General features: G+C 71.4%; 15 protein-coding genes. 13 read left to right on the top strand and 2 right to left on the bottom strand.

Annotated features, from left to right (window positions below; genetic code table 11):
* The first annotated feature begins 12 nt into the window (after positions 1-12).
* The 8 genes from ABZ622_RS08420 (at position 13) to ABZ622_RS08385 (ending at position 7,056) form a co-directional block, all read left to right on the top strand.
* Entirely contained in the window at positions 13-681 is a 669-nt protein-coding gene (locus tag ABZ622_RS08420; protein WP_360541594.1) for a YdcF family protein, read from the top strand.
* 46 nt (positions 682-727) lie between these two features.
* Positions 728-1,495, top strand: coding sequence for a WbqC family protein (locus tag ABZ622_RS08415; protein WP_360541656.1), 768 nt, complete (start codon positions 728-730; stop codon positions 1,493-1,495).
* A 439-nt stretch (positions 1,496-1,934) separates the two neighbouring features.
* Positions 1,935-2,393 (top strand): carboxymuconolactone decarboxylase family protein, encoded by a 459-nt coding sequence (locus tag ABZ622_RS08410; RefSeq protein WP_266914845.1) that lies wholly within the window; start codon positions 1,935-1,937, stop codon positions 2,391-2,393.
* Positions 2,394-2,457: 64 nt separating this feature from the next.
* Complete coding sequence (locus tag ABZ622_RS08405) at positions 2,458-2,868, top strand: CrcB family protein (protein WP_360541593.1); 411 nt, start codon at positions 2,458-2,460, stop codon at positions 2,866-2,868.
* Positions 2,865-3,221: a DUF190 domain-containing protein gene (locus tag ABZ622_RS08400; protein ID WP_360541592.1), complete on the top strand. Its 357-nt coding sequence runs from the start codon at positions 2,865-2,867 to the stop codon at positions 3,219-3,221. Before ABZ622_RS08405 ends, ABZ622_RS08400 begins: the two co-directional genes overlap by 4 nt.
* On the top strand, positions 3,218-3,592 hold the full coding sequence (gene crcB, locus ABZ622_RS08395) for a fluoride efflux transporter CrcB (RefSeq protein WP_266914839.1): 375 nt from the start codon (positions 3,218-3,220) through the stop codon (positions 3,590-3,592). Before ABZ622_RS08400 ends, crcB begins: the two co-directional genes overlap by 4 nt.
* Before the next feature lie 359 nt (positions 3,593-3,951).
* On the top strand, positions 3,952-4,725 hold the full coding sequence (locus ABZ622_RS08390; protein ID WP_360541655.1) for an SDR family oxidoreductase: 774 nt from the start codon (positions 3,952-3,954) through the stop codon (positions 4,723-4,725).
* A gap of 432 nt (positions 4,726-5,157) precedes the next feature.
* Positions 5,158-7,056: a LamG-like jellyroll fold domain-containing protein gene (locus ABZ622_RS08385; RefSeq protein WP_360541591.1), complete on the top strand. Its 1,899-nt coding sequence runs from the start codon at positions 5,158-5,160 to the stop codon at positions 7,054-7,056.
* Between the two features lie 90 nt (positions 7,057-7,146).
* Here the strand turns inward: ABZ622_RS08385 and ABZ622_RS08380 are convergent, their stop codons facing one another.
* The gene (locus tag ABZ622_RS08380; RefSeq protein WP_360541590.1) at positions 7,147-8,601 is read right to left on the bottom strand and encodes a DEAD/DEAH box helicase; all 1,455 of its coding nucleotides are present in this window, start codon (positions 8,599-8,601) and stop codon (positions 7,147-7,149) included.
* 242 nt (positions 8,602-8,843) lie between these two features.
* The gene (locus ABZ622_RS08375) at positions 8,844-9,047 is read right to left on the bottom strand and encodes a cold-shock protein (protein WP_093547863.1); all 204 of its coding nucleotides are present in this window, start codon (positions 9,045-9,047) and stop codon (positions 8,844-8,846) included.
* 829 nt (positions 9,048-9,876) lie between these two features.
* Here ABZ622_RS08375 and ABZ622_RS08370 point away from each other — a divergent pair.
* The 5 genes from ABZ622_RS08370 to ABZ622_RS08350 all read left to right on the top strand — a co-directional run bounded on the left by ABZ622_RS08370 (position 9,877) and on the right by ABZ622_RS08350 (position 13,846).
* Positions 9,877-10,338, top strand: a complete 462-nt coding sequence (locus ABZ622_RS08370) for a hypothetical protein (RefSeq protein WP_360541654.1) — start codon at positions 9,877-9,879, stop codon at positions 10,336-10,338.
* Positions 10,339-10,344: 6 nt separating this feature from the next.
* On the top strand, positions 10,345-10,968 hold the full coding sequence (locus ABZ622_RS08365) for a toxin (RefSeq protein WP_360541589.1): 624 nt from the start codon (positions 10,345-10,347) through the stop codon (positions 10,966-10,968).
* Between the two features lie 42 nt (positions 10,969-11,010).
* The gene (locus ABZ622_RS08360; protein WP_360541588.1) at positions 11,011-12,327 is read left to right on the top strand and encodes an MAB_1171c family putative transporter; all 1,317 of its coding nucleotides are present in this window, start codon (positions 11,011-11,013) and stop codon (positions 12,325-12,327) included.
* Complete coding sequence (locus ABZ622_RS08355) at positions 12,324-12,923, top strand: hypothetical protein (protein WP_360541587.1); 600 nt, start codon at positions 12,324-12,326, stop codon at positions 12,921-12,923. The genes ABZ622_RS08360 and ABZ622_RS08355 overlap by 4 nt, the downstream gene beginning before the upstream one ends.
* Positions 12,924-12,997: 74 nt before the next feature.
* Positions 12,998-13,846 (top strand): GNAT family N-acetyltransferase, encoded by an 849-nt coding sequence (locus ABZ622_RS08350; RefSeq protein ID WP_360541586.1) that lies wholly within the window; start codon positions 12,998-13,000, stop codon positions 13,844-13,846.
* Positions 13,847-13,856: the final 10 nt, after the last annotated feature.

Raw genomic sequence — 13,856 nt, 5'->3', positions numbered from 1 at the left:
GGGAGAACACGCGTGCGCAACGACCAGCAGGACGTCACCGAAGACCAGTGGCGAGGGGCCAAACTGATCTGGGACTACCACCAGATGCGGCACGAGCTGAGGCCCGTGGATGTGGCGATCGGGCTGGGCAGCCACGACCTCGGCGTCGCCGCCCACTCCGCCGAGCTGTATCGCGCCGGACTCTTCCCGGCCCTGGTATTCACTGGCGGCAACAGCCCCACCACCAAGGCCCGTTTCCCGCGCGGTGAGGCCATCCACTTCCGCGAGCACGCCATCGAGCTGGGCGTCCCCGCCGATGCAATCCTGCTGGAGCCCAACGCGGCGAACACCGGGCAGAACATCACCCTCTCCCGCGAGGTCCTGGCCGCCGCCGGCATCCACCCGAGGTCGGTGCTGCTGGTCTCCAAGCCCTATATGGAAAGGCGATCGTTCGCGACCGCCCGCAAGGTGTGGCCCGACCTCGAGATCCTCTGTGCGTCGGAGCCGCTGGGGTTCGACGACTATCTCAAGTCCATCGGCGACGAGAAGCTCGTCCTGGACATGCTCGTCGGCGATCTCCAGCGGGTCATCGAGTATCCGAAGCTCGGATTCGCCATCGAGCAAGAAGTCCCGAAGGACGTGCATGCCGCGTACGAATCCCTCATCCGCGACGGCTTCACCAGCCGCCTCATCGACTCCTGACCTGCCCGAACCGGGCGGGCTGTGCTCCATCCACCAGCCGAACTTCCTGCCACGGCTGACGACGCTGGCCAAGCTGTTCGCGGCGGACTGCTGGATCGTCCTGGACGACGTGCAGTTCACCCGCCGCGACTACCAGCACCGAGCCCGCCTCGCCGTCCTTGGCGACCCAGTCCGCCAGCGGTGGCTCACCATCCCCACCCACCTGCCCAGCGGGCGGCCCACCCTCATCCGGGACGCCCTGATCGACGACCCCGACCTTGCCCGCCGCAGGACCGCCGGGATGCTGCGACAGCACTATGGAGCCAGCCCCCACTGGCCTGCCCTCGCCCAGGCCCTTGACCCGGTGCTGGACGCCTTCACCACTGGCAAGACCGCGACGGTCGCCGAGATGTCCACCCGCGTCCTGCTGGACCTGCTCGGCTGGAAGGGACAGATCCTCACCAGCAGCCGCCTGCCTGCCCGGCCCGGCCGGTCCCTCCGGCTCGCCAACCTGGCCGCGGCGACCGGCGCCCGCGCATATCTGTCCGGGACCGGCGGCATGTCCTATCTCGACCCCGCCCCGTTCGCCGCCCGGAACATCGCTGTGGCCCCGTTCCGGCCGCCCGCCACCGGCGTCTGGTCCTCCGGCCGCCGCCTCGGTGCCCTGTGGGCACTGGCGATGCTCGGCCCGAGCGCCGTGGCAGCCCGCCTCCAGGCCCTCGCACTCGAACTACGGACCACTGCCTCGCCCCAGGCCCTGCCGTCGTCGTCGCAACAGCCGCAGCATGCGAAACCGGAACATACATCGCCAGTCGCCGTGGACTACCGGAAGTAGAGCCGGGTGCCCCGGGGTAGGCCGGGAGCCCGGCTCCGCGTTGTTCGGCCCGTCTCGGCGCGGACGCGTTCGCCGAACTCCTTCACATCGACGTGCCGCGTGTAGAGGGCCATGCGGTGGACGCCGGCGACGGCGGAGAGGGCGGCGACGGTCAGGCTGCCGTGGAGCCGGTGGCCTGACTTTTCAGCAGCCGGTCTATGGCCTCGCGGATGCGGATGCGGGTGCGTTCGTCGGGGTGCTACTGACCCCGCACTCCTCGCGACGGCGGCTCCGGGCCAGGGTCGCCGAGGAGAACGGGCTGCGCAGCTCGCTCCGGCGGACACGGTGAGGATCTCGGCCGCCGCGCTCGTCACACTTCCGCTCCGCCGTCCGTCAGTGCAGTGAGGGCGCGGCGGGAACGCGGCCGCGACCGTGAGACGGACACCGAAGGAGAGACATCATGCAGGCAGCACGTATTCAGAACCCGGCCGACCTCCTGCCCGAGGCGCTGCCTCCCATTTTCGGCCTGATCAAGGCCATCAACACAGGCGGGCTGCCGGAGATCACGCTCGAACTGGTCGGTCTGCGGGTGAGCCAGATCAACGGCTGCACCTTCTGTGTCGACGGGCACGTACGCAACGCGCGGAAGGCCGGTGAGAGCGACGAGCGGCTCTTCGCCGTGTCGGCCTGGCACGACGCGCCGTACTTCACCGACGCCGAGCGGGCCGCGCTGGCGCTGGCGGAGCACTCGACCCGGCTCAGCGACCGCTACGACCCGGTTCCGGACGCCGTCTGGGACGAGGCCGCCCGCCACTTCGACGAGAAGCAGCTCTCCGCCCTGGTCCTCTCGATCGGTCTGACAAACCTGTTCAACCGCATCAACGTCACCACCAAGCAGCCCCCGGGCAAGACCTGGTAGACCCCGCGCCGGTCACTCCCCCGGGCGATAGCCTGGGGGTGCGGCAGGCAGGAGAAAAGCGCTCATGCGAAGCCCGAACCCCCAAGGTTCCGTCGTCGCGGTGGTCGCGCTCGGCGGTGCGATCGGAGCCACCGCCCGCTACGGGGCCGCGCTGCTCTGGCCCACCGCCCCGGGCGGCTTCCCGTGGACGACGCTGGTCGTGAACGCCGTCGGGTGTGCGGTGATCGGCGTGTTCATGGTGGTGATCAGCGAGGCGTGGACGGCACACCGGCTGGTGCGGCCGTTCTTCGGTACGGGGGTGCTCGGTGGCTTCACCACGTTCTCGACGTACGCGGTGGACATCCAGCGGCTGCTGGACGGCGGCCGGGTCCGTGCCGGTCTGGGGTATCTGGGGCTGACGCTGTTCGCGGCTCTCGCGGCGGTGTGGAGTGCGGTGTGGGCGACCCGCCGCGTGCTGGCCTGGAGGCAGGCATGACGACGCCGGACACGGAACGGGGCCTGCGGCTGACGGTTCTCGTCGGCGAGTCCGACGGCTGGCACCACCGGCCGGTCTTCACGGAGATCGTGCACCGGGCGCATCTGGCCGGACTGTCCGGTGCCAGTGTGTTCCGGGGCATCGAGGGCTTCGGTACCTCGTCGATGATCCACACCCAGCGGCTGCTCTCGCTGAGCGAGGACCTGCCGGTGGCGGTCGTGATCGTGGACACGGAGGAGCGGATCCGGGCGTTCCTGCCGCTGATCGGGGAACTGGTCGCGGGCGGCGGGGTGGCCTTCCTGGACGAGTGCGAGATCGTGCGCTTCGGCGACGAACGGGAGCGGGGCCGGTGAACTGGCTGCTGGTGATCGTCGGCGCGGCGGTCGGGGCGCCGCTGCGCTATCTGACCGACCGGGCGGTGCAGTCCCGCCACGACAGCGTCTTTCCGTGGGGGACGTTCACGGTCAATGTGTCGGGCTCGCTGGTCCTGGGCCTGCTGACCGGCGCGGTGGCGGCCGGCGCCGCCTCCTCGCACCTGCAACTGCTGATCGGCACGGGGCTGTGCGGGGCGCTCACCACGTACTCGACGTTCAGCTACGAGACGCTGCGGCTGGCCGAGGACGGCGCGAAGTCCTACGCGGTGGCCAATGTCGTGGGGAGCGTGGCGGCGGGGCTGGGCGCGGCGTTCGCCGGGGTCGCGCTGGCGCGGGCGCTGTGGGCCTGAGAGCCGGAAGACCGTGGTGAGAGGCGAGAGCGGTCGGCGTCCCCTGCCACCGCAATGCGAGGCGGTGGCAGGGGAACGCCGTTGAGGAGGAGCCGTCACCGAGCGTCGGGCGATTCAACCCGTTCCGCGCCGACAACGGCCCGTCAAACGTCGACGCTAGGCAACCGCCGACGCCCCGCGCCGGACACCACGCCGGTGCCGTCACACGGCGCCACTCCAACAGCAGGCACCCGCGCCGGGCCCCGGTGCCGCCACCCCCACCGGCGGCCTTGATCCACCGGCGCCCACGGTGATTCGCTGCGTGAACCGCATGATCCACGAGCGAAACGAGGGGTTCTCCAGTGCCGTCGGACAGCAGCATCACTCCGTCACCGTCACCGTCACCGTCACCGTCGCCGCGCCGCGTCACCGTCGTCACCGGCGGCAGCCGGGGAATCGGCGCCGCGACCTGTATCCGTCTGGCGGCGGACGGGCACGATCTCGCCCTGGGCTTCGTGAGCAACGCCGAGGCCGCCGAGCGGACCGCCGCGGCGGTACGGGCCGCCGGGGCGCGCTGCGTCACGGTGCGGGTGGACACCGCCGAGGAGGCCGATGTGGAGCGGCTCTTCGACACCGCGGCCGAGCAGCTCGGCCCGGTGACCGGGCTGGTCAACAACGCGGGCGTGACCGGCCCGCTCGGGCGGCTCGCCGACACCTCCGCCGAGACGCTGCGCCGCGTCGTGGACGTGAACCTCCTCGGCTACCTGCTCTGCTGCCGCCGGGCCGCGAAGGACATGGCGGCCGGCGGGGCGGGCGCGATCGTCAATGTGTCCTCGGCCGCCGCCACTCTCGGCAGCCCCGGGGACTTCGTCCACTACGCCGCCACGAAGGCGGCGACCGACGCGCTGACGATCGGGCTCTCCAAGGAGCTGGGGCCCGACGGCATCCGGGTCAACGCGGTCGCCCCCGGCATGGTCGACACCGACATGCACGCCACGGCGGGCGACCCCGGCCGCGCGGACGCGGCCGTCCCCGGGATCCCGCTCGGCCGTATCGGATCCGCCCCGGAGATCGCGGCCGCCATCGCCTGGCTGCTGTCGGGCGAGGCGTCCTACGTGACCGGGACGGTCCTGCGGGTCGCGGGCGGCCGGTAGCGGGGCGGGGCGGGGCCAGCAGCAGGCGCGGTGCGGCCGGTACGGCCGGTGCGGGCGGCGCGGCACGGCCGGCGCGGCACGGGCGGCCGGTAGCGCGGCGCGGGCGGGGCCAGCAGCAGGCGCGGCTGGTGCACGGCGCGGCCGGTGCGGCGCAGCACAGCCGGTGCGGCGCAGCACGGCGCGGCTGGTAGCGGGGCCGACAGCAGACCCGGGGCGGGGCCGGAGCCCGTCGCCCGGTCCCGCCGTCCCGCCCCCGGACGCCCCGCCCGTACTGCCCCGCCACCGCCGTGCCGCGCGTCCCGCGCTGTGCGAATTCATGGAGCCTTCGCCCAGCTGTGGCCCATACGGACCGGTTCCTCCCCCACCCCGCGGCTAGCTTGCAGACGATCACCCCAACGTTCGTCCCTACGCTCGTCCCCCGCGGAGACATCCATGTGCAGCCCCCTCCACCAGCCCGACGGACCGCTTGTGCCCGGCGCGAGCCGTCGTACGTTCCTGCGCGCGACCGCGCTCACCGGTGCCGTCACCGCAGCCACCGGGCTCGCGTCCGCCACGCCCGCCGCGGCCCAGGCCCAGCAGCACACCGGTGCCGTCGCGGCCGGTTGGCGGCCCGATCCCGAGAACCCCCGGTTCACGCTCGTCGTCATGCCGGACACCCAGTACCTCTTCGACGGGGCGAGCATCGACAAGGCGCCGGTCGAGGCGTCGTTGCGTTACGTACTCGACCACGGGCGCGACGAGAACATCGTGTTCCTGTCCCATCTGGGCGACCTCACCGAGAGCGGCCAGGCAGGCGAATTCGCCGCGATCGGCGAGGCGTTCGAGCTGCTCGACCGGCGGCGGGTCGGCTACAGCGTCGTCGCGGGCAACCACGACATCAAGTCCTCCACCGACGACCAGCGCGGCCGCACCCCGTACCTGGACACCTTCGGCCCGAAGCGCATGCGGCGGCTGCCGACATTCGGCGGGGCGACCCCGGACGGCTACAACACGTACCACCTGTTCCGCGCCGCCGGGCGCGAGTGGCTGGTGCTGGCGCTCGACTGGCGGCCGTCGGCGGCCGGGCTCGCCTGGGCGAAGGAGGTCATCGCCCGGCACCCCCGGACACCCGTCATCCTCACCACTCACGAGCTGGTGTACGCGAACGCCGACGGCGACGAGGCCCAGCTCTCCGGCCACGGACAGCATCTGTGGGACGAGCTGATCGCCGGGAACGACCAGATCTTCCTCACCCTCAACGGCCACTACTGGCCCGCCGGACGCACCACCCGCAAGAACACCGCGGGCAACGACGTCCATCTGCACATCACCAACTACCAGAACCGCTACTACGGCGGCAGCGCCATGATCCGCCTCTACCGCTTCGACCTGGCCAGGAACACCATCGACGTGGAGACGATCTCCCCGTGGGTCCTCGGCCGGGCAGGCGAGCGGCTCAACGACCTGGAGCGCGGCGAGATCGAACTGACCGGCCCGCAGGACTGTTTCGCCGTCCCCATCGACTTCGAGAAGCGCTTCGCGGGCTTCGCGCCCGTGCCCGTACGGGGCCCCCGCCCGGCGAAGCAGCTGCTGATACCGGGCACCGTCGCCTACTGGCGCTTCGACTCCCCCTCGCACCCGGACGGCTCCGCCGCCGAAGCCGGTCTGCGCGTCCCCGACCTGTCCGGGCACCGCAACGACCTGGTGCGCGAGGCCGTCCCCGGCAGTGCGTCCGACGCGCTGCGCTGGTCCACCGCCCACCACCCCGACCAGCCCGGCCACGGCAGCCTCTACTTCGACGGCTCGAAGCCGCCGCTGCGGGGCGCGTATCTGCGTACGGAGAACAACGCACCGCTCAACACCAAGACCTTCAGGTCCGGTTACACCGTCGAAGCCTTCCTCCGCCTCCCCGCCGACTGGGACGCCGGACGCAACGCCTGGGGCGCCGTACTCGGCCGCCGCGGCACCCTCGGGGCGGCCGGAAAGACCTCCGGCGACCCGGAGGAGCCCGTCGCCACGCTCTCCGTGTCGGACGGCCCGGGGCTCCAGTGGGCGGCGGCGCCCCTGAACCAGCCGGGGGCCGTCACCAACTGGAGCCACGAACTGCTGCGTGAGCGGTGGTGGCACGTGGCGGTCGTCAACGACGGGAAGCACACGACGATGTACATCGACGGCTGCGTGGTCGCCCGCAACCCCGCCACCCGCACCACCGGTCTCGCCACCCTGGGCCTGCCCTGGCTGCTCGGCGCCTACGAGTACGGCGGCAGACTCGACCAGCTGATGCACGGCTGGCTCGGCGACATCAGGATCGTCGAACGCGCCCTGCGGGTGAAGGACTTCATGATCGCCTGAGACGGACGGACGGACTGCCGGGCGGACTGCCGGGCGGCCGGCCGGCCTGCGCGTGGGCGCCGGCCGGCCCGGGGGTCGCGGCCCCCGGCGTCACCCCGCCCGGTTGGTGCGGCGCTGCTTCGCGGCGGCGCGCGCCGCGGCGTCGGGCAGGTCGGAGTGGCGGGACGAGCGGCCCGCCTTCGTGGGGGCGGTGCCCCGGCCCCGGAAAGGCACGCTCCGCGGGCGTTCCGTCGTCGGCGCGCTGCCGTCGACGGGCACGCCGGAGGGCTTCCGCGCACCGGTGATCCGGCTCAGTTCGGCCTCGCCGGAGCGGACCTGGGCGATCTTCGGGGTGATCCCGGCGTCGGCCATCAGCCGGGTCATCTCCCGGCGCTGCCCCGGCAGCACCAGCGTGACGACGCTGCCGGACTCACCGGCGCGGGCGGTACGGCCGCCCCGGTGCAGGTAGTCCTTGTGGTCGCTCGGCGGATCGACGTTGACGACCAGGTCCAGGTTGTCGATGTGGATGCCGCGCGCCGCGACGTTCGTCGCGACCAGCACCGTGACCTGCCCGTTCTTGAACCGGTCCAGGGTTCGGGTGCGCTGCGGCTGGGACTTGCCGCCGTGCAGCGCGGCGGCCCGCACCCCGCTGCCGAGCAGATGGCCGGTGAGCTTGTCCACGGCGTGCTTGGTGTCCAGGAACATGAGCACCCGGCCCTCGCGGGCCGCGATCTCGGTCGTGGTGGCGTACTTGTCCGCGCCCTGCACATAGAGCACGTGGTGCTCCATCGTGGTCACCGCACCGGCCGCCGGGTCGACCGAGTGGACCACCGGGTCGTGCAGGTAATTCCGTACCAGCAGGTCGACGTTGCGGTCCAGGGTCGCCGAGAACAGCATCCGCTGGCCCTGCGGCAGCACCTGGTCGAGCAGCTCGGTGACCTGCGGCATGAACCCCATGTCGCACATCTGGTCGGCCTCGTCGAGGACGGTCACGGAGACCCGGTCCAGCCGGCAGTCGCGGCGCTCGACGAGGTCCTTGAGCCGGCCCGGCGTGGCGACGACGACCTCGGCGCCGGAGCGCAGCGCGGAGGACTGCCGGCCGATCGACATGCCGCCGACGACGGTGGCCATCCGCAGCCGGAGCGCGCGGGCGTACGGGGCGAGCGCGTCGGTGACCTGCTGGGCCAGTTCCCGGGTGGGGACGAGGACCAGGGCCAGCGGGCGGCGGGCGTCGGCCCGGTTGCCCGCGATCCGGGCCAGCAGGGCCAGGCCGAAGGCGAGGGTCTTGCCGGAGCCGGTCCGGCCGCGCCCCAGCACGTCGCGCCCCGCGAGGGAGTTCGGCAGGGTGGCCGCCTGGATCGGGAACGGCGTGGTGACGCCCTCGGCGGTGAGCGCCGAGAGCAGCGGCTCGGGCAGGTCCAGTTCCGCGAAGGCGGAAATGGCGGGCAGCGCCGGAGTGATGGTCTTCGGCGCTGCGAACTCGCCCTGTACCGGGGCGGGCCTGCGGCCGCCGGAGCGGGGGCGGGAATAACGGTCGTTCGAACGTGCTGTGCGATCGCGGTCCATGCGGGACCCTTCCTCGACGGGGCGCGTATCGAGGAATTCACTGCGGCGGCGGGCGGCACAGGAATCGCAAGAACGGGCCGTGGACAAGCCTGGACGAAGCCCGGCTGCGAAAAATGAGCCGCGCCGGAGCGGCTCGGGCGGGCACCGGACCGCGCGGACGGCAGCGGACCGGGGCCCGCACCCGGAGGTGCGGGCCCCGATCGGGCAAGTCGTCTCCGCGCGTCGGCGCCGGAGCGGCCGGATCAGGCCGGGGTGATGTTCTCCGCCTGCGGGCCCTTCTGGCCCTGCGTGACATCGAAGTTCACCCGCTGGCCCTCCTGGAGCTCACGGAAGCCGGTGGCCGCGATGTTCGAGTAGTGGGCGAAGACATCGGGGCCGCCGCCGTCCTGCTCGATGAAACCGAAGCCCTTTTCCGCGTTGAACCACTTGACGGTGCCAGTAGCCATGTTCTGTCTCCTTCATGGGGGGGCAGTTCCCGGGGAGCCGCACGGTGCGGATCCCACGTCGCCGCGATGATTACCCCATCCGGAAAAAGCACCGGAAAACACAGAAGCGCAGCCCCCGGCGCATTGAGCCGGGGAGCGCACTTGGAGCTTCGGGAACCACAACTGCAACTGCTTCCAGAATAGCACGGCGGAAGCACCCGGGCAGGAAAGCAATTGGATCCACGGGATTCGGATTGAACCTCCGATCGGACCCCGAATTCAACACTGAATTCAACACCGAGTTCGACATCGAATTGGACTCCGAATTGGACTCCGATTCACGTCCCGACTCGAATGCCGACCCGAATCACGATCCGACTCGAATGCGAATCGGGCCGGGAATCGCGCGAAATTCCATTCGGCCGGAAATCGATATTCGCGCGACCGGCCGGGGCCCCCGCGGCGGTCCCGCCCCGGGGCACGCCGACCCGAGGCTGGTTGATGACTGCCTGACCAACAGTCATAATGCACGTGTAGCCCTTCACGCATCCCCCGTCGTGAAGGGCTACACCTATGCCCGCGCAACATACATGTGCGCCATGCACCTTTTGTCCGTGGTGAATTCGCACGAAATCCATGGATTCCACAGGCAGGGGACTCCCCTCGTGGTCCCCTGCCCATGTTTTTTCGAGTTAACAGTGACGTAGCGTGTTTACGCAAGCCCGTTTCAGTACCGCCTACGCCTACCGCAATGAGAACGTCACGCCGGGGTTGGTTACAGTACGAGCCCGTCGACCGAATCGACGACCGTGAACGCCGATCGCACGGGAGCGGATACGTGGGGGACCGGATGGACAGCGCCGAGGAACGCACACCGGAGCTGCGGACGTTGCAGCAGAAGGTCGAGTACATGGTGGAGAAGACCTTCCCCGGCCAGAAGATCTCGGGGCGTTTCTTCGCGGATCTGGTCAAGGAACGCGGCGGCTCCCTCTCGCACAGCTACTTCTCCAACATCCTTGCCGGGAAGGTCACCCAGCCGTCCGAGGACATCCTCAAGGCGCTCGGTCTGGGCTTCGGCGTGGACTGGCGGTTCTTCAAGGAGGAGTCCGAGGTCGTCGACGACGTGGTCGCCGGGCTCCAGTTCCTCGCGATGCGGCGTACGGGGGAGATCAGCGGAGTGGCCGGGCGCGGCCTCGACGAGGACGGTCTGCCGCCGGAGCTGCTGCAGTTCGCGCTCTCGCTGCTGGCGGACGCCAAGGGCCGGCAGGGTCCGGCCGACGGCGGCGGCGTCCATGGCGAGCCGGAGCAGTAGACCGCCATGTCGCTGCGCGAACTACGGAAGGAGTGCGAGGCGGGGCTGGCCGACCTGCCCATCCCCGCGCCCTTCTCCATCGACGCACTGGTGGCGAACATGGAGGCGGCCCGCGGCCGCACCATCGTGCTGCACGAGATGCCCGACCGGCTGGCCCGCGTCAACGCCGCCTGCGGGCTGCGGCTGAAGACCGGCGGGACCAGCTTCGTGCTCTACCGCCGCCGGCCGACCGCGTACCAGACCCAGCACGTCATCCTGCACGAGCTGTGCCACGAGTGGTTCGACCACGGCACCTCCCTCGATCCGGAACAACTGCGGCGGCTGCTGCCGGTCTTCGACACCTCGCTGATCACCCGGGTACTCGGGACCGGCCCCCCGCCGTCCCCGCCGTCGTCACCCGCGCCGTCGCCGGTCGTGGCCACGATCGCCGACGCGCTCCGGTCCGGGGACGGCGCCGTGCAGGCCCGTGCCCAGTACGACACCCACGACGAGCGCATGGCCGAGTTCGGGGCCTCGCTCATTCCCCGCATGGCCATGGACGTGTCGAGCGACGACATGGTGGGACGACTGGCCAACTCCCTGTCCCGCCCGGTCGCCAACCGCCGCCGGGGCCTGTTCCGCCGCTCCTGACACCGCACCTCTCCCCGTATCCCCCACCCCGAGGAATCCGCCGTGACCCCGCTCGACCTCGCCGGCTATCTGGTAGCCGCCCTGATGACGGCCGTCGCCCTGTGGCGCATGCCGGCTGCCCTGTGGGGCGACGAAGAGGACAAGCGCCGCCGGGCCCTGTGGGGCTGCTACGCGGGCTTCGCCGCCGCCCTGTGGACCAAGACCCGGGCCGTGCGCATCGCGCTCAACGACAGCGCCGTCACCGACCTCGCCGTACTGATCAAGCACTACACGGCGACGATCGCGATCCTGGCGATCCTCAGCTACATCGTCGCGATCTACGGCCAGTACCCCGCCGGCGGAACCGTCCCCCGCCACGTACGGTTCGCCCGCACCATCCAGCAGGTGGCCGCCAAGGCGTCGATCGCCACGCTGGTCCTGCTGACGGTGCTGTTCTTCACCGTCGTCGACCGCTCCGTCCCCTCGGACCGCTTCGTCGCCGACCACGCGGGACAGTGGGGGGCCACGCTGTACATGAGCGTGTTCTACCTCTACCTCGGTGCCGCGTCCGCCGTCTGCGCCTACCAGTGGGCGCTGGCCACCGCCGGTGCCGGGATGCGCCATCTGCGGATCGGCCTCGGGATGATGACGTTCGCCATGTTCATCGGCGTCGGCTACACCGTCAGCCGGACCCTGTTCCTGTGGGTCAGCGCCGTCGACACCCCGAGCGAGTCCTTCGCGCTCCGCTTCGACGAGATCACCGAGGCCGCCCAGGTCGTGCTGTTCGCCTTCTTCGCCGTGGGCGCCTCCATCCCCGCCCTCAGCAAGGGGCGGCGCCGCGCGAAGCTCTGGCGGGCCCAGGCCGGACTGCACGGCCTGTGGCGCGAGTTGATGACCGCGTTCCCCGAGCAGCCCTTCGACCCGCCGGCTTCGCTGGCCCGCGAACTCACCCGCTTCGGCACCCCCGCCGACCTGCGGATCGACCGCTGGGCCGCCGACATCGCCGACGCGGTGGAGAAGCTGCGCCACTACGTGCCCGACACTCTGCTCCCGGCCGCGAAGAACGCCGCCGCGGACAGTTCCGCGGACGGCTCCACCGACGCGGAGAAGGCGGGCCCGCTCACCGAGGCGTACTGGATCAAGGCCGCGCTCACCGCGAAGAACAGCGGGACGCCCGCCTCCACCGCCGCGGCGGTCGAGGCCCAGCACGCCACCGACCAGGACGGCGAGGTGGACTGGCTGGTCCGGGTCGCCACCGCCTACCGGACCGTCCCGCAGGACCGGGCGGCACAGGTGCTGGCAGCGGCCCTGTCCGCCGGCACCGGCCCGTCCACCGCGACCGCAGCGCCCCGCACGGCCTCCACCGAGGAGACAGCATGACCACCACCGACACCACCCCCGCTTCGCCGGACAACGCCACCGCGCGCACCGTCACCGACGTCTTCCAGCCCCGCAACGTGCTGCTGATCGGCATGCTCGGCATCGGCCTGGCCGCCGCCGGCCACTGGACCGGCCTGCTCTGGGGATTCCTCGGCGCCCTGTGCGCGGGCCTCATACCCGCCGGGTACATCGAATGGGAACGCGGGCGCGGCACCTGGGGCGACCGCCATGTCGTCGACCGCACCAAGCGGGCGCCGATCTTCTTCGTGATCCTCGGCTCCATCGGCACCGGTTCGGTGGTGATGGTGCTGGGCCACGCGCCCACCGGCATTCTCGTGGCGATGCTCGCCCTGTGGGCGATGACCGTGGTCCTGCTGGCCGTCAACACGGTCTGGAAGATCTCGGTGGACGCCGCGGTCGCCTCGGCCGTCGTCGCCCTGCTCGCCGCGGTGCACTCGCCGTGGTGGCTGTTCGGCTACGCGCTGACGGTCGCGGTGTGCTGGTCGCGGGTCGCGCTCGGGTACCACTCGGTGGCCCAGACGGTCGCCGGGGCGTCGCTGGGCGCCGCGACGGCGGGCGCGTTCCTGCTGATCTGACCCGTACCGGCGCGTACCGGGTGGTGACGGGAAACATCCGTTGAAACGGCCACCCGGGCGGGTACAGGTGCCCCGTGCCGAACTTCGAGATCACCACCGCGAGCGCCGACGACCTCACCATGCTGGCCGAATGGGCCCACGAGGAGAGCTGGAACCCCGGGCTGACCGACCGTCACGCCTTCTTCGCCACCGACCCGCGCGGCTTCCTGATCGGCCGCCTGGACGGCGAACCGGTCTCCTGCGTCTCGGTGGTCCGATACGGCACCGGCTTCGGCTTCCTCGGCTTCTACCTCACCCGGCCCCAACTGCGCGGCCGGGGTTACGGAATCCGGCTCTGGCGGGCCGGCATGGCGCGGCTGGACGGGCGCAACGTCGGCCTGGACGGGGTGGTGGCCCAGCAGCCCAACTACCGCAAGTCCGGCTTCCGTTCCGTGTGGACGAACATGCGCTACGAGGGCCTGCCGCCGGCGGGTCTGCCCGCCCCGGCCGGCACCGAGCTGGTCGACGGGCGCTCCGTGTCCTTCGCCCGGCTCGCCGCCTACGACCGCCGCTTCTTCCCGGCCGACCGCGACAGCTTCCTCGCGCCGTGGATCGCCCACCCCGCCCGCACCTCGCTCGCCGCCGTCCGCGACGGCGAGCTGTGCGGCCTGGCCGTGCTGCGCCCCTGCCGTACGTCGTCCCGGATCGGACCCGTGTACGCGGAGTCGCCCGAGGTGGCCGGCGCCCTGGTCAGCGCGGTGGCGGCGACCGGTCCCGGCGTCCCGGTCGCGATCGACGTGCCGGACGTCAACCCGGCGGCCGTGCGCCTCGCCGAACAGCTGGGCCTCACCCCGTCGTTCGAGACCGCCCGCATGTACACAGGACCGTCGCCCGACATCGACCACACCGGCCTGTTCGGCATCACCAGCCTGGAACTGGGCTGAGGGCTGTCGT

This window comes from Streptomyces sp. NPDC007164, assembly GCF_040634135.1.
Taxonomy (GTDB): domain Bacteria; phylum Actinomycetota; class Actinomycetes; order Streptomycetales; family Streptomycetaceae; genus Streptomyces; species Streptomyces sanglieri.
This window is presented reverse-complemented; position numbering and strand designations above follow the sequence as displayed.

What these genes read in the sequence shown, in the direction of transcription:
- ABZ622_RS08365 (WP_360541589.1), top strand. Translation starts at nt 10,345, where the DNA reads ATGTCGCTGCGCGAACTACGGAAGGAGTGCGAGGCGGGGCTGGCCGAC.
- ABZ622_RS08405 (WP_360541593.1), top strand. Translation starts at nt 2,458, where the DNA reads ATGCGAAGCCCGAACCCCCAAGGTTCCGTCGTCGCGGTGGTCGCGCTC.
- ABZ622_RS08400 (WP_360541592.1), top strand. Translation starts at nt 2,865, where the DNA reads ATGACGACGCCGGACACGGAACGGGGCCTGCGGCTGACGGTTCTCGTC.
- ABZ622_RS08370 (WP_360541654.1), top strand. Translation starts at nt 9,877, where the DNA reads ATGGACAGCGCCGAGGAACGCACACCGGAGCTGCGGACGTTGCAGCAG.
- ABZ622_RS08375 (WP_093547863.1), bottom strand. Translation starts at nt 9,047, where the DNA reads ATGGCTACTGGCACCGTCAAGTGGTTCAACGCGGAAAAGGGCTTCGGT.
- ABZ622_RS08410 (WP_266914845.1), top strand. Translation starts at nt 1,935, where the DNA reads ATGCAGGCAGCACGTATTCAGAACCCGGCCGACCTCCTGCCCGAGGCG.
- ABZ622_RS08380 (WP_360541590.1), bottom strand. Translation starts at nt 8,601, where the DNA reads ATGGACCGCGATCGCACAGCACGTTCGAACGACCGTTATTCCCGCCCC.
- ABZ622_RS08355 (WP_360541587.1), top strand. Translation starts at nt 12,324, where the DNA reads ATGACCACCACCGACACCACCCCCGCTTCGCCGGACAACGCCACCGCG.
- ABZ622_RS08385 (WP_360541591.1), top strand. Translation starts at nt 5,158, where the DNA reads ATGTGCAGCCCCCTCCACCAGCCCGACGGACCGCTTGTGCCCGGCGCG.